The organism is Aeromonas sp. PI_26, from assembly GCF_027854445.1.
Lineage (GTDB): Bacteria > Pseudomonadota > Gammaproteobacteria > Enterobacterales > Aeromonadaceae > Aeromonas > Aeromonas veronii.
In genome coordinates, this window is record NZ_JAJNOE010000002.1 from 398,621 (window position 1) to 417,593 (window position 18,973).

General features: G+C 59.9%; 19 protein-coding genes and 7 tRNA genes. 12 read left to right on the top strand and 14 right to left on the bottom strand.

The features are described from left to right. The first annotated feature begins 72 nt into the window (after nucleotides 1-72). Nucleotides 73-927 carry a lytic transglycosylase domain-containing protein gene (locus LRL22_RS04340; RefSeq protein WP_270904803.1) on the top strand — a complete coding sequence of 285 codons (855 nt, stop codon included), beginning with the start codon at nucleotides 73-75 and terminating at the stop codon, nucleotides 925-927. A gap of 8 nt (nucleotides 928-935) precedes the next feature. On the opposite strand, the gene LRL22_RS04345 is transcribed toward LRL22_RS04340, so the two are convergent. Together LRL22_RS04345 and LRL22_RS04350 are read right to left on the bottom strand one after the other, a co-directional pair. Further along, complete coding sequence (locus LRL22_RS04345; RefSeq protein ID WP_270904804.1) at nucleotides 936-1,499, bottom strand: YgjV family protein; 564 nt, start codon at nucleotides 1,497-1,499, stop codon at nucleotides 936-938. A gap of 57 nt (nucleotides 1,500-1,556) precedes the next feature. Further along, the gene (locus tag LRL22_RS04350; protein ID WP_270904805.1) at nucleotides 1,557-2,132 is read right to left on the bottom strand and encodes a Crp/Fnr family transcriptional regulator; all 576 of its coding nucleotides are present in this window, start codon (nucleotides 2,130-2,132) and stop codon (nucleotides 1,557-1,559) included. A 242-nt stretch (nucleotides 2,133-2,374) separates the two neighbouring features. On the opposite strand from LRL22_RS04350, the gene ettA reads away from it, so the two are divergent. From ettA to LRL22_RS04365, 3 genes are all read left to right on the top strand, one after another. Further along, the gene (gene ettA / locus LRL22_RS04355) at nucleotides 2,375-4,042 is read left to right on the top strand and encodes an energy-dependent translational throttle protein EttA (protein ID WP_005358378.1); all 1,668 of its coding nucleotides are present in this window, start codon (nucleotides 2,375-2,377) and stop codon (nucleotides 4,040-4,042) included. Nucleotides 4,043-4,168: 126 nt separating this feature from the next. Further along, the gene (locus LRL22_RS04360) at nucleotides 4,169-4,498 is read left to right on the top strand and encodes a hypothetical protein (RefSeq protein WP_005343410.1); all 330 of its coding nucleotides are present in this window, start codon (nucleotides 4,169-4,171) and stop codon (nucleotides 4,496-4,498) included. 264 nt (nucleotides 4,499-4,762) lie between these two features. Next, the gene (locus LRL22_RS04365) at nucleotides 4,763-6,106 is read left to right on the top strand and encodes an NCS2 family permease (RefSeq protein WP_201955100.1); all 1,344 of its coding nucleotides are present in this window, start codon (nucleotides 4,763-4,765) and stop codon (nucleotides 6,104-6,106) included. A gap of 172 nt (nucleotides 6,107-6,278) precedes the next feature. Here the strand turns inward: LRL22_RS04365 and gltX are convergent, their stop codons facing one another. Next, a complete protein-coding gene (gene gltX / locus LRL22_RS04370) occupies nucleotides 6,279-7,694 on the bottom strand; it encodes a glutamate--tRNA ligase (RefSeq protein ID WP_201908578.1) in 1,416 nt (471 codons plus the stop codon). 274 nt (nucleotides 7,695-7,968) lie between these two features. On the opposite strand from gltX, the gene LRL22_RS04375 reads away from it, so the two are divergent. The 3 genes from LRL22_RS04375 (at nucleotide 7,969) to LRL22_RS04385 (ending at nucleotide 11,322) form a co-directional block, all read left to right on the top strand. Continuing rightward, nucleotides 7,969-10,071, top strand: coding sequence for a methyl-accepting chemotaxis protein (locus tag LRL22_RS04375; protein ID WP_270904806.1), 2,103 nt, complete (start codon nucleotides 7,969-7,971; stop codon nucleotides 10,069-10,071). Between the two features lie 99 nt (nucleotides 10,072-10,170). Beyond that, on the top strand, nucleotides 10,171-10,839 hold the full coding sequence (locus LRL22_RS04380) for a LysM-like peptidoglycan-binding domain-containing protein (RefSeq protein WP_047436096.1): 669 nt from the start codon (nucleotides 10,171-10,173) through the stop codon (nucleotides 10,837-10,839). Between the two features lie 273 nt (nucleotides 10,840-11,112). Next, nucleotides 11,113-11,322, top strand: coding sequence for a cold-shock protein (locus LRL22_RS04385; protein WP_005338972.1), 210 nt, complete (start codon nucleotides 11,113-11,115; stop codon nucleotides 11,320-11,322). A gap of 228 nt (nucleotides 11,323-11,550) precedes the next feature. Here the strand turns inward: LRL22_RS04385 and LRL22_RS04390 are convergent. The 8 genes from LRL22_RS04390 to orn all read right to left on the bottom strand — a co-directional run bounded on the left by LRL22_RS04390 (nucleotide 11,551) and on the right by orn (nucleotide 12,973). Next, a tRNA-Gly gene (locus LRL22_RS04390) sits at nucleotides 11,551-11,626 on the bottom strand. 24 nt (nucleotides 11,627-11,650) lie between these two features. Next, nucleotides 11,651-11,726 (bottom strand) — tRNA-Gly (locus tag LRL22_RS04395). Nucleotides 11,727-11,750: 24 nt separating this feature from the next. After that, a tRNA-Gly gene (locus LRL22_RS04400) sits at nucleotides 11,751-11,826 on the bottom strand. A 24-nt stretch (nucleotides 11,827-11,850) separates the two neighbouring features. Continuing rightward, nucleotides 11,851-11,926, bottom strand: a tRNA-Gly gene (locus LRL22_RS04405). Between the two features lie 25 nt (nucleotides 11,927-11,951). Then, a tRNA-Gly gene (locus LRL22_RS04410) sits at nucleotides 11,952-12,027 on the bottom strand. Nucleotides 12,028-12,060: 33 nt separating this feature from the next. Further along, a tRNA-Gly gene (locus tag LRL22_RS04415) sits at nucleotides 12,061-12,136 on the bottom strand. A gap of 37 nt (nucleotides 12,137-12,173) precedes the next feature. Continuing rightward, nucleotides 12,174-12,249: transfer RNA gene (locus LRL22_RS04420), tRNA-Gly, on the bottom strand. A gap of 178 nt (nucleotides 12,250-12,427) precedes the next feature. After that, nucleotides 12,428-12,973 (bottom strand): oligoribonuclease, encoded by a 546-nt coding sequence (gene orn / locus LRL22_RS04425; protein WP_111900716.1) that lies wholly within the window; start codon nucleotides 12,971-12,973, stop codon nucleotides 12,428-12,430. Nucleotides 12,974-13,064: 91 nt separating this feature from the next. Here orn and rsgA point away from each other — a divergent pair, with 91 nt between their 5' ends. From rsgA to LRL22_RS04450, 5 genes are read left to right on the top strand one after another with little or no spacing between them, the layout of a single operon-like run. Then, nucleotides 13,065-14,099: a small ribosomal subunit biogenesis GTPase RsgA gene (gene rsgA / locus LRL22_RS04430; protein ID WP_204827376.1), complete on the top strand. Its 1,035-nt coding sequence runs from the start codon at nucleotides 13,065-13,067 to the stop codon at nucleotides 14,097-14,099. Between the two features lie 28 nt (nucleotides 14,100-14,127). After that, nucleotides 14,128-15,000, top strand: a complete 873-nt coding sequence (gene asd / locus LRL22_RS04435; protein WP_181269912.1) for an archaetidylserine decarboxylase — start codon at nucleotides 14,128-14,130, stop codon at nucleotides 14,998-15,000. Further along, complete coding sequence (locus LRL22_RS04440) at nucleotides 14,997-15,266, top strand: VF530 family DNA-binding protein (RefSeq protein ID WP_005349372.1); 270 nt, start codon at nucleotides 14,997-14,999, stop codon at nucleotides 15,264-15,266. The genes asd and LRL22_RS04440 overlap by 4 nt, the downstream gene beginning before the upstream one ends. Continuing rightward, nucleotides 15,256-15,507 carry a DUF2960 domain-containing protein gene (locus LRL22_RS04445; RefSeq protein ID WP_005338984.1) on the top strand — a complete coding sequence of 84 codons (252 nt, stop codon included), beginning with the start codon at nucleotides 15,256-15,258 and terminating at the stop codon, nucleotides 15,505-15,507. The genes LRL22_RS04440 and LRL22_RS04445 overlap by 11 nt, the downstream gene beginning before the upstream one ends. 2 nt (nucleotides 15,508-15,509) lie before the next feature. Then, nucleotides 15,510-15,899 carry a hypothetical protein gene (locus LRL22_RS04450; RefSeq protein WP_270904807.1) on the top strand — a complete coding sequence of 130 codons (390 nt, stop codon included), beginning with the start codon at nucleotides 15,510-15,512 and terminating at the stop codon, nucleotides 15,897-15,899. 96 nt (nucleotides 15,900-15,995) lie between these two features. Here LRL22_RS04450 and LRL22_RS04455 read toward each other — a convergent pair whose 3' ends face one another. The 3 genes from LRL22_RS04455 to crl form a co-directional block, all read right to left on the bottom strand. Then, nucleotides 15,996-17,285 (bottom strand): glutamate-5-semialdehyde dehydrogenase, encoded by a 1,290-nt coding sequence (locus LRL22_RS04455; RefSeq protein WP_270904835.1) that lies wholly within the window; start codon nucleotides 17,283-17,285, stop codon nucleotides 15,996-15,998. Continuing rightward, nucleotides 17,285-18,388, bottom strand: coding sequence for a glutamate 5-kinase (gene proB, locus LRL22_RS04460; protein WP_139461212.1), 1,104 nt, complete (start codon nucleotides 18,386-18,388; stop codon nucleotides 17,285-17,287). The genes LRL22_RS04455 and proB overlap by 1 nt, the downstream gene beginning before the upstream one ends. A gap of 179 nt (nucleotides 18,389-18,567) precedes the next feature. Then, complete coding sequence (gene crl / locus LRL22_RS04465) at nucleotides 18,568-18,960, bottom strand: sigma factor-binding protein Crl (protein WP_005339003.1); 393 nt, start codon at nucleotides 18,958-18,960, stop codon at nucleotides 18,568-18,570. Between the last annotated feature and the right edge of the window lie 13 nt (nucleotides 18,961-18,973).

Consider the following 18,973-nt stretch of genomic DNA (forward strand, 5'->3'; position numbering starts at 1 on the left):
AGGATCCACTGGGTTCGTGGCGATAGCAGCCATGTTCCTCTATATCTTCTGTACTCAAACAGGAGATAACCCATGAGGCACATCGGCGAAAACGGACTGTTTTTGCTGCTTTTTTTGTCGTTGTTACTGGCAGGTACGCCGCAGGCGATGGCACAGGGCAGGGATTTCAGACAGGCCCCCAAGGCGCTGACGGCGATCAAGCAGGGTCAAGTGGCCCAGCAACACGGCAATCTGCAAAAGGCCATCGCCCTTTACTGTGTCGCCGCCAGCACCGGCAATCCCGAAGGATATTTCCGGATCGGCCGCCTGCTCGCCACCGGCCCCGCCTCGGTACGCAGCGCCAAGCTGGCCAACAGCTACCTCGCCATGGCGATACGCCTTGGCAACCAGCAGGCCAGCCGCTACTACAACCCGCGGGTCGGCAATGCTCCCATGGGCGATCAGTGCGGTGTCGGCATGCGCGGCGGACAAGGAAGTTATTTCGCCCTGCCCAGCACACCGTTCAATGTCGAGGCCTATCTGGCGCGCCAGTCACCGGGCAAACAGAAGCTGGCCACCATGCTGCGCCACGCAGCCAAGCGCCATCAGGTCGATGTGCGGCTGGTGCTGGCCATCGCCATTGCCGAATCCAACCTCGAAAGCCGCGCCGTCTCCGCCAAGAATGCGCAGGGGGTGATGCAGCTGATCCCCGAAACCCAGCAGCGTTTTGGTGTCACTCAACCCTTTGATCCGGCACAGAACATCAAGGGTGGCGTCAGTTATCTCAAGTGGCTGGATCGCCATTTCGATGGCGACTGGGTACTGATCTCGGCAGCCTACAACGCAGGCGAGAAGGCAGTTGAGCGCTATGGCGGTATACCGCCCTATGACGAGACCCGGGAGTATGTCAAACGGGTGCTCTACTTCGCTGGCCACAAGCAGCCCTGAGCGAACTCTCAGTTGCCAGTCCGCTCGGAAGGCTGCTCCGGATTGCGACAACTATGGTTATGACCGCTACCGGCCGAATAGTGGAAGCCATAGTGGCGATAGTAGCCCACCAGATTGCTGACCAGAAACAGCCCCTCCATCAGTGCGGCGACCGGAGAGCCCACCAGCAGGTTGTTGGCCAACCAGCAGAGGGTGCCGAGCAGCATCCAGCGCCGCAGTTGGCGATCATCCGGGCAAAACGCGGCCCGGGTTTGCAGCAGGCTGGCCAGCAGCCCGATCAATGAGAGTTCGCCCTGATAGGTCGCCAGCGCAGCCGCACAGGCCAACCCCATGAAAAACCACATCAAGATGCGGCGAACCAGCCAAATACTCACCAGAAAGCGCACGCTGGCCAGCAGCAACAGGCAGGCGGCCGACCACTGCCCGAGCAGGGCAAAGTGACCGGCATTGAGCGCGCAGGAGAGGGCCAGACAGGCCAGGATCCTGCGACGATCCCGCAACTGAAACGACAACAGATCGAGCAACAAGGCCAGGCTCACCACCAGTTGCGACCACAGAAACAGCGACATCATCCACCCCTCGTCCGTCATTTGGATGACGCAGCATGAGGGGATGGCCGGAGAGCGGCATTAACCCGTGTTAATGCGCCTGCGGATCCGCGACAGGGTGACCGGGCTGATGCCGATGTAGTTGGCGAGCTGCACTTGGGTCAGTCGTGCAGGCCAGTGGGGGAAGGTGTGGCAGAGCTCCCGATAGCGCTCTTCGGGGGAGTGGAGCAGCAAAAACGCCTCCTTGCGCTCCTTGTAACCGAGCTGCTGACGCAACAGAGCCATGCAGACCGGCTGCCAGACGGGCTCATCCCGCAGGGCGAGCGGCACCCGCACCACCTGCAACTCCGTCAGCGCCTCCAGCTGGTAGCGGGCGAGCGACCCCGTGAGCCAGCTGTCATAGAGCAGGCAAAGCTCCCCTTCGAAGTAGAACTCCTTGCAGCGCTCCTGTCCGTCCCGGGTGTAGTGGCAGGCGCGAGCGATGCCCGCTTCGATATAGAAGGCAGCCTCCTGTTCGGCCCCTTGCGCCAACAGCCCCTGACCGGCTCGCAGCGTCTGCCGTGGCAAACGCTGACAGAGGGCTTCGCTCAGGGCGGCGTCCAATCCCATGGCACACAAAAAGGTGGCAAGCAGGGGGGCTTGAGGAGATGGGTTCATGACGGCTCCGGAACAAAACGGCAGCCCACATCATGCCCAAATTGCACGACTGATGCAGCAAGGCGTGACCCTGTTGGCAAAGGGGGGACATAGCCGGGTGCCGCCTTTGCCCCCCCTCGTCCGTTGGTTTACAATCGACGGGTTTTTTGGAACCCGGTTGACCTGTGTCGACCTGGCCCCACCACGACATCAGTCTGTTAATGCCAAGACATTAACCTGCTGAAAAGGAAGAGAATTAGCCAATGGCTCAATTTATTTACACCATGAACCGGGTCGGCAAGGTAGTGCCGCCCAAGCGTCATATTCTCAAGAACATCTCCTTGAGCTTCTTCCCGGGCGCCAAGATCGGCGTGCTGGGTCTGAACGGCGCCGGTAAATCCACCCTGCTGCGCATCATGGCAGGCATCGACACCGAGATCGAAGGGGAAGCCCGTCCGCAGCCCGGCATCAAGATTGGCTACCTGCCGCAGGAGCCGAAGCTGGATCCGGAGCAGACCGTACGCGAGGCGGTCGAAGAGGCCGTTGGCGAAGTGAAGCGCGCCATGGCCCGTCTGGACGAGGTATATGCAGCCTACGCCGACCCGGATGCCGACTTTGACAAGCTGGCCCGCGAACAGGGCGAGCTGGAAGCCATCATCCAGGCTCAGGGTGGCCACAACATGGAAAACCAGCTGGAGCGCGCGGCCGATGCCCTGCGCCTGCCGGCCTGGGATGCCAAGATCAAGCACCTCTCCGGTGGTGAGCGCCGCCGTGTGGCACTGTGCCGTCTGCTGCTGGAAAAGCCGGACATGCTGCTGCTGGACGAACCGACCAACCACCTGGATGCGGAATCCGTGGCCTGGCTCGAGCGCTTCCTGCACGACTACGAAGGCACTGTCGTAGCCATCACCCACGACCGTTACTTCCTCGACAACGTGGCGGGCTGGATCCTGGAGCTGGACCGCGGCGAAGGTATCCCGTGGGAAGGCAACTACTCCTCCTGGCTGGAGCAGAAGGACGCCCGTCTGGCGCAGGAAGCAAGTTCCGAAGCTGCCCGTCGCAAGTCCATCGAGAAAGAGCTGGAGTGGGTTCGTCAAAACCCGAAAGGCCGTCAGGCCAAGTCCAAGGCCCGTATGGCTCGCTTCGAAGAGCTCAACACCAACGACTACCAGAAGCGCAACGAGACCAACGAGCTGTTCATCCCGCCCGGACCGCGCCTCGGCGACAAGGTGGTGGAAGTGGCCAACCTGCGCAAATCCTATGGTGATCGGGTGCTGATCGACGATCTGTCGTTTGCCATTCCGAAGGGGGCCATCGTCGGCATCATCGGCCCGAACGGTGCCGGTAAGTCGACCCTGTTCCGCATGATGTCGGGTCAGGAGCAGCCGGATTCCGGTGCCATCACCCTGGGTGAAACCGTGGTACTGGCCTCTGTCGATCAGTTCCGCGACAGCATGGATGACAAGAAGACGGTATTCGAAGAGGTCGCTGACGGTCAGGATATCCTGCGCATCGGCAACTACGAGTTCCCGAGCCGCGCCTATATCGGCCGCTTCAACTTCAAGGGTTCCGACCAGCAGAAGCGGGTTGGCGAACTCTCCGGTGGTGAGCGCGGTCGTCTGCATCTGGCCAAGCTGCTGCAGACCGGCGGCAACGTGCTGCTGCTGGATGAACCGACCAATGATCTGGATATCGAAACCCTGCGCGCCCTCGAGAACGCCCTGCTGGAGTTCCCGGGTTGCGCCATGGTCATCTCCCACGACCGCTGGTTCCTCGACCGCATCGCCACCCACATCCTGGACTATCAGGACGAGGGCAAGATCGAATTCTTCGAAGGCAACTTCACCGAATACGAAGAGTGGAAGAAGAAGACCTACGGCGCCGAGGCCATCCAGCCGCACCGCGCCAAGTACAAGCGCATCGCCAAGTAAGCTGTCAGTCGGTACAAGCCGTACCATCGCAGCTGCGACCAACGTCACAAGGGGAGCTCCGGCTCCCCTTTCTGTTGTCTTTTGGCTTACAATCCTAGACGGATGCCTTTGCATGGATGTAGCACGATGACGACCCCCATAGAGAAAAAACTCACCATCCAGATCCGGGTTGAACCGGGTTGCCTCGGGCCGGATGGCAAGGAGCACATAGAGACCTTCTGTGCTGCTGCCGCCAAGATTTTTGCCGCCGTGGAGCCCGAGCTGGTGAGCTGGGTGCTGATCCCCCGCTACGACAAGCAACTACCGGAGCAGGAGTTCTTTATCGAGGGGCGCAAGCTGACCGAAGAGCAGGCCAGCCTCTTTCTACGCCGCTTCGGCCGCGAACTGGGTGAAGTGCAAGACCGGCTCGACTCGGTGCTGGCCCAGCTGGTCGAACGCTACTTCAAGACCCTTTAAGCCCCCAATTTTCGATAAAAGGTTCTCTGCTGAGAACCTTTTTTCATGCTCAAAAAGCAAACGTTTGAATTTTTGCTCTATTCATTGATCTGCTTCGCAGATCCGGGGTTTGTAAACGGCGCCGCCTGTGTAAAAATGTGCGCGCTGTCACGGTATCAGGACGAGTCTGGTTACTTAACCGCCAGAAACAGGGCAATTTACCCCGCATGGATGGGATAGCCCGTTCCCCTGCTGCTTATTTCACGTCACCTATTGGAATCCAACATGAATCAACAACACCAAGCTGCCAATCAGGCCGCCGGGCAAGGATTGCTTGAGCGCCTGTTTGCCCTGCAAGGCCATGGCACTACCGCCCGCACCGAAGTGATCGCCGGTATCACCACCTTCCTGACCATGGTCTACATCGTGTTCGTCAACCCGCAGATCCTCTCTGCGGCAGGCATGGACACCCAGGCCGTGTTCGTCACCACCTGCCTCATCGCCGGTATCGGCAGCATCCTGATGGGCCTGTTGGCCAACCTGCCGATCGCGCTGGCCCCCGCCATGGGCCTCAACGCCTTCTTCGCCTTCGTGGTGGTGGCAGGTATGGGCTACTCTTGGCAAGTGGGCATGGGCACCATCTTCTGGGGTGCCATGGGTCTGTTGATCCTCACCCTGCTGCGGGTGCGTTACTGGCTGATCGGCAACATTCCGCTCACCCTGCGGGTTGGCATCACCGCCGGTATCGGTCTGCTGATCGCCCTGCTCGGCCTGCACAACGCCGGGATCGTCGTGGCCAGCCCCGCGACTATGGTGACCGTGGGCAACCTCACCTCCCTGCCCTGCCTGCTGGGTCTGCTCGGTTTCTTCCTGATCTGCATCTTCTCCGCTCGCGGCGTCCACTCCGCCGTGCTGATCGCCATCGTGGTCACCACGGGTCTGGGCTGGCTGTTTGGCGATGTCACCTTCAAGGGCTTTGTCTCCATGCCCCCCAGCATCGAACCGGTGTTCGGCCAGCTGGATCTGATGGGATCGCTCGATATCAGCCTCGCCGGGATCATCTTCTCCTTTATGCTGGTCAACCTGTTCGACTCTTCCGGCACCCTGATCGGCGTCACCAACCGCGCCAAGCTGGCCGATGACAAGGGCCACTTCCCGCGCATGAAACAGGCGCTGCTGGTCGATAGCGTCAGCTCCGTCGGCGGAGCTTTCATGGGCACCTCCTCGGTTACCGCCTTTATCGAGAGCAGCTCCGGCGTCGCCGTCGGCGGCCGTACCGGTCTGACCGCCATTGTGGTCGGCCTGCTGTTCCTGCTGGCTATCTTCTTCTCTCCGGTCGCCGCCATGGTGCCGGCCTATGCCGCCGCTGGCGCCCTTATCTATGTGGGTGTGCTGATGTGCTCCGAGCTGACCCGGGTGAAGTGGGAAGATCTGACCGAAGCGGTACCGGCCTTTATGACCGCAGTGATGATGCCGTTCAGCTTCTCCATCACCGAGGGGATCGCCGTGGGCTTTATCTCCTACTGCGTGATGAAGGCAGGCACCGGCCGCTGGCGCGAAATCAACCCCTGCGTGCTGGTGGTGGCCCTGCTGTTCGTGCTCAAGTTCGTCTGGGTCGACAGCCACTAAGCGGCACTCTGTCCCAATAAAAATGCCAGTCAGTTGACTGGCATTTTTTTATCCAAAGTATTTTCGGCCTGTGCGATGGCCATAAAAAAATCCGAAACCAGTGGTTTCGGATTTTTGCTATTCAGCATGTGGCAGAGCAGGGTTATCCCCTCGCCTGCCACATTGGCAGCAGTTACTCGGCAGCCATGCGGGCTTCGATATACGCCAGTGCGCGGTCGATACGCGCCAGCACGCGCTCCTTGCCGACCAGCGCCATCACGGCGTCGATGGCAGGGGACTGACCCAGACCGGTGACGGCCACACGCAGCGGCATACCAACCTTGCCCATGCCCTGACCCAGCTCGGCAGCGGTCGCTTCAATCAGCTCGTGCAACGCTTCGGTAGTCCAGCTATCCAGTGCAGCCAGCTTGGTTTTGGCCAGAGCCAGCGGCTCGGCAGCGACGCCACGCAGGTGCTTCTTGGCAGCGGCTTCGTCGATGGCCTCGTACTCTTCGAACAGGTAGCGGCTCTGGGCGGCCATCTCGACCAGGGTGTTGCAGCGCTCGGCCAGCAGGGTGACTACCTCGGCCAGCGCCGGGCCATTGCTGGTGTCGATCTTCTGGTTTTCCATGTGCCAGGCCAGGTGCTTGGCCACATAGGCCGGATCCAGGCTGCGCATGTAGTGGTTGTTCAGCCACAGCAGCTTGTCGGTGTTGAAGGCAGAGGCGGACTTGGAGATGGCATCCAGACTGAACAGCTTGATCATCTCGTCCAGGCTGAAGATCTCCTGATCGCCGTGGGACCAGCCCAGACGCACCAGGTAGTTCAGCAGCGCTTCCGGCAGGTAGCCATCGTCGCGGTACTGCATCACGGAGACTGCACCGTGGCGCTTGGAGAGCTTGGCACCGTCGTCACCCAGGATCATGGAGACGTGGGCAAATTCCGGTACCGGCGCGTTCAGAGCCTTGTAGATGTTGATCTGGCGCGGGGTGTTGTTGATGTGGTCTTCGCCACGCACCACGTGGGTAATCTCCATATCCCAGTCATCGACCACTACGCAGAAGTTGTAGGTCGGCGCGCCGTCGGTACGGCGGATGATCAGATCGTCCAGCTCGGTGTTGGCGAACTCGATGCGGCCACGGACGTGGTCATCGAACACCACGGAGCCTTCGGTCGGGTTGCGGAAGCGGATCACGTGCGGCGCATCGGCCGGGTGATCGTGGGCGTGGTCGCGGCACTTGCCGTCATAACGCGGCTTCTCGCCGTTGGCCATCTGGCCTTCACGCAGCGCTTCCAGACGCTCTTTGGAGCAGTAGCACTTGTAGGCGCGGCCGTCAGCCAGCATCTCGTCGATCAGCGCGTTGTAGCGATCGAAGCGCTTGGTCTGGTAGTAGGGGCCCTCATCCCAGTTCAGCTCCAGCCATTCCATGCCCTCAATGATGGCGTCGATGGCCTCCTGAGTGGAACGTTCCAGATCGGTATCCTCGATACGCAGCACAAACTCACCGCCCTGGTTCTTTGCAAACAACCAGGAATAGAGTGCGGTACGGGCACCGCCGACATGCAAAAAGCCGGTCGGGCTGGGAGCAAAACGGGTTTTGACTTTCATCTTTAAGCCTTGTGTAGAGGGCCTTGGGCCAATTCGTTAGAAAAAACCGTCGCATTTTAGCACCGACAATCACGGATGGGAAAACCATGACGCCATTGCGGGCTAAAGTAGGGGATTAAATCTGTCGCCATTTGCATCTGTAGCCCGATATTTGAAGAGGATCGCAAAACAGAAGCCCCGTTTCCGATTTGCTATGCACAATGCTGGAGAGCTGCCTCCTCCGGTCGATACCCAAATAACGCTCACCACACTTCTCACGAACAAGGAAGAGACGATGCAGTTCCGTTCTATCCAGAATCGCATTTTAGTGATGGCCGGGATCGCCATGACCGCAGCCCTGGTCATCCTGATCCTGCTCAACCAATACTCCGGCAAACAGACCCAACAACTCACCATCAGCTCCAGCCGTGAAGCGCTGCAGCAGGAGGCATGGCAAAAGGTCAGCGCCAATGCCCGCGCCGAGGCGGCCACCATCACCCAGCTGCTGCAAAAAGGGCTCTCCTACACCCAGCAGATGGCCAGCACCCTCGCCCTGCAACAGCAAGGCAAACTGCCGCTGGATCGCCAGCAGGCCACCGACTTGCTCAAGGCACAACTGGCGTTGGAGCCCCAGCTTTATGGCGCCTTCGCCGGCTTCGAGCCCAACGGTTTCGATAGTCAGGATGCCAGCTTTGCTGGCCAGAGTGCGCTGGGCAGTGACGACAAGGGGCGCTTCGTGCCCTACTTCTATCGCGACAAGGATCAAATCGGTACCGATCTGCTGCTCTCCATCGAAAAAACCGACCCGGACGAGTTCGGCAATCCCGCCAACGACTACTACGCCTGCCCGAAACGGGAAGGACGCTCTTGCCTCATCGATCCCTTCAAGGTGGATATCAACGGTCAGCAGGTGCTGGTCAGCACCATCACCACCCCCATCATGGTGAATGGTCAGTTCAAGGGGATCGCAGCGCTCGATCTGGCGGTGGACTCCATCAGCCGTCAGGCCAAGAGCCTCAACAGCAACATCTATGACGGCCAGGGCGAAACCCTGATCGTCAGCGCCGCCGGTGTCATCACCGGCACCAGCGGCGATGCCAGCCTGCTCGGCAGCAGCGCAAGTAAGGTGCTGGGCAACCAGTGGCAGCAGTACCTGAAACCGGAAGTTCAGCGTCAGGAGCTGGACGAGTCATTCCGTATTTCCGTCCCCATCATGGTACCGGGAATGAGCCGCAACTGGGCCATCATCGTCACCCTGCCCTACAAGGTGGTACTGGCGGGGGCCGATCAACTGGAAAGCCAGCTGAGCGACATGAACCAGGCAGCCATGACCCAGCAATTGGTGGGTGCCGTTATCGTACTGGTGCTGGCGCTGGCCACCATGCTGGTGATTGCCCGCAGCATCACAGGCCCCATCCGTCAGATGGTCAGCCTGGTGGATGACATCGCCGATGGTGAAGGGGATCTCACCAAACGCCTCACGACCCGATCTGTCGATGAGCTAGGGGATCTCGCCAAGGGGATAAACCGCTTTATCGACAAGCTGCAAGGGCTGCTCGGGGATGTGCTCAAGACTGCCAGCGAGGTGAACCGCTACGCCGGTGATACCGATCGCATCGCCGGCCAGACCGACAACAACCTGCAGCACCATCAGGCGGAGATGGAGCAGATGCTGACCGCGGTGCAGGAGATGTCCTACGTCAGTCAGGAGGTCGCCACCCACGCCAACAACACCGCCGACTCGGCCAAACAGGCGCAAGGCGCAGCCGATCAGGGCAAGGAGCGCTTCCAGCAGGTGATCCAGTCGATGCACAAGGTCGCGGCGGAAGCAGGTAAAGGGGCCGAAGTGGTGGAAGGGCTGGCTCACGACAGCGCCCAGATCACCAGCATCCTCACCGTCATTCAGGGGATTGCCGACCAGACCAACCTGCTGGCCCTCAACGCCGCCATCGAGGCAGCCCGGGCTGGCGAACAGGGCCGCGGCTTTGCGGTGGTGGCCGACGAGGTGCGCAAACTGGCGGGCAATACCCAGCAGGCGGTACAGAACACCCAGGAGTTGATCGAGAAGATCCGCCTCAGCTCCACCAATGCAGTCAACGCCATCACCCAGAGCCAACAGCTGACCCATCAGGCAGTGAGCGAAGCGGATCTGGCGGAAGAGGCGCTCGGCAGCATCTACCAGGCCATCTCCACCATCAACGACATGACCTATCAGATCGCCTCCGCCGCCGAAGAGCAGAGCTCGGTCTCAGAAACCGTCTCCGGCAACCTGTCAAAAACCAACGCACTGGCCAACGACATTGCTCAGGATGCGACCGAAACGGCCAAAGCCAGTCAGGCTTTGCGTCAGGCAGCCGACAAATTGCAGCAATTATTGGGTCAATTTCGTCTCAGCTGATAATTTTCCGCATCAGGACTCTCCCCCTCGGGGGCGAGTCCGTTTACCATAGGCGACGAATTTGCCTGATGGCAGGCAATGTAGTGAGAGGTAAATGCCGTGCCCACCCCGGACCGTCGCCCACGAGGCCATAACAGACGAGCCCAGCAGCGTCGCCAAGACGAATCTCAAGGATCCCTGCTCCATCGCATCAATGCCGCGACCCTGTCCCTGCGCCAACGTTTTGGCCAAGGGATGAGCAACCTCGGCCAACGTCGCCAGGATGCCAAAGCAGGCAAATTCAAGCTGTCCAGCCCGCTGCCCCGCAAAAACACCATAGGTCTGCTGATCCTGATCCCGCTCTGGTTGCTGGTGCTGGCCTGGGAGCCGGCACCATCCGCCCCCAAAGCAGCCCCTTCCGGCTCACTGGAAGTGCCGCTGGCCGTGCCTGCTCAAGCTCTAACTGTCGGCAGTGGCGCGGCAGGCAGTGCCCCCGCGGCAGCCAAGCCGGTCGAAGAGAAGGTCAACGGCACCTGGCTGCAACACGATGTGCAGGCGGGTGAGACCCTCTACTCCATCTGGCGTAAATTCGAGTTGCCGGGTGCCGAGCTGAGCCGCCTGATCGCCATCGAGGGGCCGGATCGTCCCCTGACCCGCCTGCAATCGGGCCGTTCTATCTTCATCCTGGTGGACGACACCCGCCGCATCCAGCGGGTGGAGATCCGCTCCTACGGTCAGGCAGTCTACCGCTATGACCGGCAGGGCGAAGGGTTCGCCCTCAAGGAATAACAAAACGGGAGGCGCTGGCCTCCCGTTTTTTTCAGTCAAATATCTTCAAATAAGCTACTGACTTCACAATATTTTTAGCTTGTTCAAAAAACGAAAGGGGTCAAATTGACAAGGATCGGCGCTAACGTACAATCGTTTGTGCTTTAGACAGGGATTGTTCTGCGTGCTACTGGGACAAAGAGACGTGGTCAGTCATGAGCCAACCCCTGCTTGCAAGGCAAATGCAGCCCAGCACGGGCTTAGTTTCATTTTGTTATTGATAGGATTTAGCACATGTCTGACATTCGCACCGGCCAGGTAAAATGGTTCAACGAAACCAAGGGTTTTGGCTTTATTGAACAATCCCAGGGTCCGGACGTATTCGTTCACTTCTCCTCCATCCAGAGCACCGGTTTCAAAACCCTGGCTGAAGGTCAAAAAGTCCAGTTCACTGTGACCCAGGGCAAAAAAGGCCCTCAGGCTGAAAACGTTACTCTGGTCTAAGCCCGCGCCAGTGAATCATGCAGGAGGAGCCAAGGCCCCTCCTCTTTTTTGCCCGCAATTCTTCCTGCCAACCACCTTTCCCTCGTACAACCCGCACAATGAACCCGTACCATCTTCCTGTTTGCAAAAGGCGGCGGAGACACGCTGAGTAAACGCCAGATACGACAACGCATCGTGGCGCGATGTGAAGGGCAATTCAAAGGGATTATGAAAACTTCGAAGAGAGATTGGAGCGGGAAACGAGACTCGAACTCGCGACCCCGACCTTGGCAAGGTCGTGCTCTACCAACTGAGCTATTCCCGCAACAGAATGTCATTTACAAGTGATTGGAGCGGGAAACGAGACTCGAACTCGCGACCCCGACCTTGGCAAGGTCGTGCTCTACCAACTGAGCTATTCCCGCAACGGAATGTCACTTACAAATGTTTGGAGCGGGAAACGAGACTCGAACTCGCGACCCCGACCTTGGCAAGGTCGTGCTCTACCAACTGAGCTATTCCCGCAACAGAATGTCATCTGCAAGTGATTGGAGCGGGAAACGAGACTCGAACTCGCGACCCCGACCTTGGCAAGGTCGTGCTCTACCAACTGAGCTATTCCCGCATCGGAATATCACTTACAAATTTTTTGGAGCGGGAAACGAGACTCGAACTCGCGACCCCGACCTTGGCAAGGTCGTGCTCTACCAACTGAGCTATTCCCGCAACAATTTGGTTGTCTTGAGGCTGGCTGATGATTGGAGCGGGAAACGAGACTCGAACTCGCGACCCCGACCTTGGCAAGGTCGTGCTCTACCAACTGAGCTATTCCCGCATCGGGCTGGTTTGCACCAGTGTCATCATCAGATTTTTGGAGCGGGAAACGAGACTCGAACTCGCGACCCCGACCTTGGCAAGGTCGTGCTCTACCAACTGAGCTATTCCCGCAACTACCTTAAAACAGGCCGTACAGCATTTGGTTGCTTGCGCTACTGTACGGGAGCCGAATTATAAGAGCAGTCATTCCAATTGCAAGGGCTTTTTTGTCTGGTTGCGCGCGTTCGCTCAAAAGCTGGCCGAACTGTCGATTTTAGCAGCCAGAGTATGACAAACCCTTGCCGGGGAATCAGATCTTGAAGACGTGGCTGCGATAGAACTGCAGCTCGGCGATGGATTCGCGGATATCGTCCAGCGCCTGGTGGGTGCCGCTCTTCTTGAACTGATCCAGCAGTTCCGGCTGCCAGCGGCGTACCAGCTCCTTGATGGTGCTGACGTCGACGTTGCGGTAGTGGAAGAAGGCTTCCAGCTCGGCCATGTGCTTGACCATGAAGCGGCGATCCTGACCGATGCTGTTGCCGCACAGCGGGCTGGTGCGCTCCGGCACCCACTGGCGAATGAACGCGAGGGTCTCGGCAATGGCTTTCGCCTCATCGTGCTGACTCGCCTTGACCCGAGCGACCAGACCGCTCTTGGTATGGGTGTTGACGTTCCAGTCGTCCATCTTGGCCAGCTCTTCATCACTCTGATGAATGGCGATGACAGGCCCTTCGGCCAGTACGTTCAGATCCTTGTCGGTGACTATGGTGGCAATCTCCAGTACCACGTTCTCTTCGGGGTCGAGACCCGTCATCTCCATGTCGATCCATACCAGGTTCTGCGCGCTGACTGTCATGATTGCTCTCTCTATTGGGAGGAATGGCGGAATTTTGCCAATTTGCATGTATCATACTGGCTTTGGATCTGTTCATAAACTGGCGAATCGAGTGGCAAAGAAAGCAAAACTCAATCTGGGTCAACAAAGGCGCGTCCAGGCCAACCGCGAACGGCGGCTGCAAAAAGATCACACCACAGTGGTGGATGACACCCTGTTTGGCCCGGCCATCGAAGGGGTGGTGATCAGTCGTTTTGGTCAGCACGCAGACGTGGAAGCGGTCGATGGCACCATCCACCGCAGCAACCTGCGGCGCAGCAGCATCAGCAGTCTGGTCTGTGGCGACAAGGTGGTGTGGCGTCCCGGCCTCAATGCCGCGACAGCGGGCGTCATCGAGGCGGTGCATCCGCGCCACTCGGTACTGACCCGGCCGGACTTCTACGACGGGGTCAAACCCATCGCCGCCAACATCGACCAGATCATCATCGTCTCGGCGGTGATGCCCGAGTTCTCCACCAATATCGTCGACCGCTATCTGGTGGCCGCCGAGGATGTGGAGATCCGCCCCCTCATCGTACTGAACAAGGTCGATATGCTCGATGATGCCGCTAGAGCGCGCATCGAACGCCAGCTCGAAACCTACCGCAAACTCAATTACGAGGTGCTGCTGGTGAGCTGCGAGAGCGGTGAAGGGCTCGATGAGCTTAAAGCCGCACTGACCGACAAGATCAGCATCTTCGTCGGCCAGTCCGGGGTGGGCAAATCCTCGCTCACTAACGCCCTGATGCCGGGGCTGGATGTGCTCACCGGCGAGATCTCCGAAAACTCGGGGCTCGGCCAGCACACCACCACCACGGCGCGGCTCTACCACTTCCCGAGCGGCGGCGATCTCATCGACTCCCCCGGGATCCGCGAGTTCGCCCTCTGGCATCTGGAAGCCGACCGCATCACCTGGTGCTTCGTCGAATTTCGCGACTATCTGGGTGGCTGCAAGTTCCGCGACTGTACCCACAAGGACGATCCCGGCTGTGCCCTGCGCGCCGCGGTCGACGCGGGCGCTATCAGCGCCGATCGCTTCCACAACTATCACCGCATCCTGGAAACCATGCAGGAAGCCCGTCACGGTCGCCAGCAAGCGCGCCTGTGACCCTAATAAACCTACGTTGATGATGAACATGAGCATTACTGACAACCTGAAAATTGCCGGTCAATACTGTCTGCCCAAGCACGCCCTCTCCCGTCTGATCGGCAAGTTTGCCGCCGCCGAAGCGGGCAACATCACCACCAGGGTGATCGAGGCTTTTATCAAGCAGTATCAGGTCGACATGAGTGAGGCGCTGCACGAGAGTCCGGCCCACTACAAGAGCTTCAACGAGTTCTTCACACGCGAGCTCAAGCCCGGTATCCGCCCCGTGGTAGAAGATGCCATGACTCTGGCGCTGCCGGTGGATGGCACCGTCAGCCAGCTCGGCCCGATCCAGCAGGGTCGCATCATCCAGGCCAAGGGCCACGACTACAGCGCCCGCGAGCTGCTGGGCGGCTATGAGGATCTGGTGGCGCCATTCAAGGATGGCGATTTCGCCACCATCTATCTGGCGCCCAAGGATTACCACCGCATCCACATGCCGCTGGACGGCGTGCTGGAGAGCATGGTGTTCGTGCCGGGGGATCTCTTCTCCGTCAACCCGCTCACCGCCGAGAACGTGCCCAACCTGTTTGCCCGCAACGAGCGGGTGGTCGCCACCTTCCGCACCCCGCACGGCCCCATGGCGCTGGTGCTGGTTGGTGCCACTATTGTGGCCAGCATCGAGACCATCTGGGCCGGCAATATTGCGCCGACCAAAGAGAAGAAGGTGGTGCGCTGGGACTACAGCGGCGACGAGGCCATTACCCTGCAGAAAGGTGCCGAGATGGGCCTGTTCAAGCTGGGCAGCACCGTGGTCTGCCTGTTTGGCCCGGGCATGCTGGCCGGTTTCGAACCCCATCTGGCCAACGGGGTCACTACCCGCATGGGTCAGCCCTTTGCCAAGCTGGCGGAGCAGGCATGAGCGAGCAACCGAACGCCTCGCAGAAGAACAACCCGCTGCACGGGCTGACGCTGGAAGCCATCGTCACCGCACTGGTCGAGCACTATGGCTGGGAAGAGCTGGGGCAGCAGATCAATATCCGCTGCTTCACCGATAATCCGAGCATCAAGTCCAGCCTGAAGTTCTTGCGCAAGACCCCCTGGGCTCGGGAGAAGGTCGAAAGCCTCTACCTCTACGTCCAGCGCAAGCAAGCCAAATCGAAGAAGGAAGGGCAAGATGGCCTTTAAGATTACGTACACCTATAAAAAACAGGCCAAAGAGATCGGCTACGCGAACGACAAGTTCCGCAGCATCTATGACGCCATCGCTGCTGCCGAAGGGCTGGATCTCACCAGTTTTCACGCCATGGAGGCCCAGCTGGCTCAGGTTTGTCGCCGTGATAAGAAAAGCGTGAAGGATTACCAGGAGAACTACTTCAAAGAGTTGGGATTCTCCAACATCGTCATCGAACGGGATCTTCAGGAGTAACCATGCGCACATTGACCCTGATGGCCGCCTCTCTGCTGCTGGCGGCATGCAGTACACCGGAACAACATCTGGTGGGCGGCGATCGCGACAGCCACGGCTGCATCGGCAGTGCGGGCTATCAGTGGTCAGCGCTGACCGGCAAATGTGTGCGCCTGTTCGAGCAGGGTATCCGGCTCAATCCAACCGATGCCAGCCAGACCAGCAGCGCCTTCGTGCTGTTCAACACCGACCAGACGCAGGCCGAACTGCATCTACCAAGCGGCGAGCAGCACCTGCTGACCCGTCAAGGTGCGGAGGGCAACTGGTCGTGGCAGGGCAGCGGCTACACCCTCTTTATCTGGAAGGGTTATGTGCTCAAGTCCGGTGACAAGGTGCTCTATCACGGGGAATAACCCCAAGCGATAGCGCACGGCGTGGTATCGGTGCGATGCCAGCGAAAAAAATGCCGACCCTGTGGTCGGCATTTTTGTTTTTGCAACAGCCTGTTATCAGGCGCGGCTGAGGTAATCGGCCTGCCCTACCCACTTGTAGCTGGTAAGCTCGGTCAGCCCCATGGGGCCACGGGCATGCAGCATCTGGGTCGACACCGCTACCTCCGCCCCCAACCCAAACTGGCCGCCATCGGTGAAACGGGTGGAGGCGTTGACATAGACAGCCGCCGAACCGGCCCCGTTGACGAAACGCTCGGCGTTGGCCAGATCGTTGGTCAGGATGGCATCGGAGTGGCCGGCGTTGTGCTCGCGCATATGGGCCAGCGCCTCGTTCACATCCGCCACCAACCTGACCCCCAGGGTCAGCCCGAGCCACTCGGTATCGAAATCCTCCGGCCCCGCCTCACACAGGTTGTCGGCGCCCGCCAGCAGCGTCATGGCGTTGGGCGCGGCTACCAGCGTCACCTTGCGCTCGTTCATCAGCGTCACCAGCTGCGGCAGGAAGGTGGCTGCCACCTTCTCGTGCACCAGCAGGGTATCGAGGGCATTGCAGGCGGAGGGGCGTTGCACCTTGGCGTTGTCGATGACCGCCAGAGAGCGCACCAGATCGGCGCTCTCGTCGACGAAAATATGGCTGATACCGAACCCGCCGATGATGACCGGGATGGAGCTGTTTTCCTTGCACATCTTGTGCAGGCCGGCACCGCCACGGGGGATGATCATGTCCACATAGCGGTCGAGGCGCAGCAGCTCGGCCACCAGCGCACGATCCGGGTTGTCGATGTACTGCACCGCCGCCTCGGGCAGACCGGAGGCAGCCAAGGCATGCTGGATAACCCGCACCAGCTCCAGATTGGAGTGGAAGGTCTCGCGCCCGCCACGCAGTATGCTGGCGTTGCCAGTCTTGAGGCAGAGGCTGGCGATGTCGATGGTGACGTTGGGACGCGCCTCGTAGATGACGCCGATAACCCCGATGGGCACCCGACGACGGGAGAGGCGCAGGCCATTCTCCAGCACCCGGCTATCCATTTCGGCGCCGACCGGATCATCCAGCGTGATTACCTTGCGCACATCCGCCACGATACCGGCCAGCCGGGCCGGATTGAGCAGCAGGCGATCCAGCATGGCTTCTGACAAGCCAGCCTCTCGGCCGGCTGCGATATCTTTCGCGTTGGCGGCAAGGATCTGTTCACTGCGCGCCTCCAGCTCGTCGGCGATGGCGGCCAGCGCCCGATTCTTCTGCGCCGTGCTGATGGTGGCCAGCTGATAGGCGGCTTCACGGGCCGCCTGCCCCATTTTCTCCAGACTCATCTCGGTTCCCTTTTGTTCATGCCGTGCCGCCCTGATTAGAGCAGCACCATATCGTCTCGATGGATGGCTACTGAACCGTATCCATAGCCCAATACCTGCTCAATCTGATCCGAGTGGACGCCACGCAGCTTATCCAGCTCCAGATGGTCGTAACGGCAGATACCGCGCGCCAACTCGGCGCCCTTGGGATCAAGAATGCGCACCACATCGCCCCGAATAAAGTCGCCCCTGACCGCGACGATCCCCTTGGGCAGCAGGCTGGAGCCTTTCTCCTTCATGGCGGCGACAGCCCCCTGATCCACATGCACTTCGCCGTGAGGGGGCGGGCCTGCCAGGATCCAGCTCTTGCGCCCTTCCAGCGGGGACGCCAGCGCCGGGAACAGGGTGCCAATCCGCTCGCCCTTGGCAAGACGGCCGATCACCTCCGGCATCTGGCCGGTCGCGATCACCACGTTGACACCAGCGCGGCGCGCCACATCGGCTGCCTGCAGCTTGGTAGCCATGCCGCCGGTGCCGAGGCCGCTGACACTGTCACCCGCCAACGAGCGCAGGGTATCGTCGATGGTCTGCACCTCTTCAATGAGCTGGGCATCGGGATTGGTGCGCGGATCGGCGGTAAACAGCCCCTTCTGGTCGGTCAGCAGGATCAGCAGATCCGCATCCGCCAGAATGGCGGCGCGGGCGGAGAGATTGTCGTTGTCGCCGACCTTGATCTCGGCGGTCGCCACCGCATCGTTTTCGTTGATCACCGGAATAATGCGGTGATCGAGCAGGGTGCGCATGGTGTCGCGGGCGTTGAGGTAGCGTTCCCGATCTTCCAGATCGGCGCGGGTCAGCAGCATCTGGCCGATATGCAGACCGTAGAGGTTGAACAGATCCTGCCATACCCGAATCAGCTGGGTCTGACCAACCGCCGCCAGCATCTGCTTGTTGGGCAGGGTTGGCGCCAGTGGCGGGTGACCCAGATGTTCACGCCCGGCGGCGATAGCCCCTGATGTGACGACCACGACCCTGTGGCCGTGACGGTGCAAGGCCGCACACTGTCTGACCAGCTCGACCATATGGGCACGATTGAGCTGGGAAGACCCCCCTGTGAGCACGCTGGTGCCCAACTTGACAACTATGGTTCTGTTTTCCATGGGAGCATAAAGGCTAAAAAGTAAGGAATATCTTTATACCCACGGCCATGGAGCCCTGCAAGGCAATTAACGCCGGAGGGAGGTGATGTGGCAAAGGCCCGGATGATTGCGGGCGGAAGGGAAGATGGCTGACTGATGGCCCGGCAAACAGCGGGATGCTGCTCGCCGGGCATCAGGGATCAAGCGGCGGTCACGGTCAACTCATTGGTGACCTGATCCGCTGGCGCTAACTGACACTCCAGAGCCGTCAGTTTGTCGCTGATGAGCTTGTAGAAACGGTTGAGGGTCCGCTCCACTTCTACCTGGTGCTTCTTGGGGATCGGCTTGTCCAGCCACTCACCATCAGCATTGTAGAAACCGAGCTGATAGTGGTAACGGAAGTGGTGATCGTCCTGCTCCAGCACCAGCCACCAGCCCCAGAACTCCCGTTTGTCCGGCGCCGGCTTGGCGCTGACGCAGACCGACAGGCAGTCGAAACGATAACGCCCCTCTTCGCAGAGATCTTCGCGCAAATAGGGGCCAATGGCAGCAAACTGCCTCAGCAGTCGCTTGTAGGTCACTCTTTCAGACATGTTAACCTCCCTG

Coding starts and splice junctions, on each gene's coding strand:
- crl (WP_005339003.1), bottom strand. CDS start 18,960: ATGTCTGAAAGAGTGACCTACAAGCGACTGCTGAGGCAGTTTGCTGCC.
- LRL22_RS04385 (WP_005338972.1), top strand. CDS start 11,113: ATGTCTGACATTCGCACCGGCCAGGTAAAATGGTTCAACGAAACCAAG.
- asd (WP_181269912.1), top strand. CDS start 14,128: ATGAGCATTACTGACAACCTGAAAATTGCCGGTCAATACTGTCTGCCC.
- orn (WP_111900716.1), bottom strand. CDS start 12,973: ATGACAGTCAGCGCGCAGAACCTGGTATGGATCGACATGGAGATGACG.
- LRL22_RS04360 (WP_005343410.1), top strand. CDS start 4,169: ATGACGACCCCCATAGAGAAAAAACTCACCATCCAGATCCGGGTTGAA.
- LRL22_RS04445 (WP_005338984.1), top strand. CDS start 15,256: ATGGCCTTTAAGATTACGTACACCTATAAAAAACAGGCCAAAGAGATC.
- LRL22_RS04375 (WP_270904806.1), top strand. CDS start 7,969: ATGCAGTTCCGTTCTATCCAGAATCGCATTTTAGTGATGGCCGGGATC.
- LRL22_RS04345 (WP_270904804.1), bottom strand. CDS start 1,499: ATGATGTCGCTGTTTCTGTGGTCGCAACTGGTGGTGAGCCTGGCCTTG.
- LRL22_RS04440 (WP_005349372.1), top strand. CDS start 14,997: ATGAGCGAGCAACCGAACGCCTCGCAGAAGAACAACCCGCTGCACGGG.
- gltX (WP_201908578.1), bottom strand. CDS start 7,694: ATGAAAGTCAAAACCCGTTTTGCTCCCAGCCCGACCGGCTTTTTGCAT.
- ettA (WP_005358378.1), top strand. CDS start 2,375: ATGGCTCAATTTATTTACACCATGAACCGGGTCGGCAAGGTAGTGCCG.
- LRL22_RS04365 (WP_201955100.1), top strand. CDS start 4,763: ATGAATCAACAACACCAAGCTGCCAATCAGGCCGCCGGGCAAGGATTG.
- LRL22_RS04350 (WP_270904805.1), bottom strand. CDS start 2,132: ATGAACCCATCTCCTCAAGCCCCCCTGCTTGCCACCTTTTTGTGTGCC.
- LRL22_RS04340 (WP_270904803.1), top strand. CDS start 73: ATGAGGCACATCGGCGAAAACGGACTGTTTTTGCTGCTTTTTTTGTCG.
- proB (WP_139461212.1), bottom strand. CDS start 18,388: ATGGAAAACAGAACCATAGTTGTCAAGTTGGGCACCAGCGTGCTCACA.
- LRL22_RS04450 (WP_270904807.1), top strand. CDS start 15,510: ATGCGCACATTGACCCTGATGGCCGCCTCTCTGCTGCTGGCGGCATGC.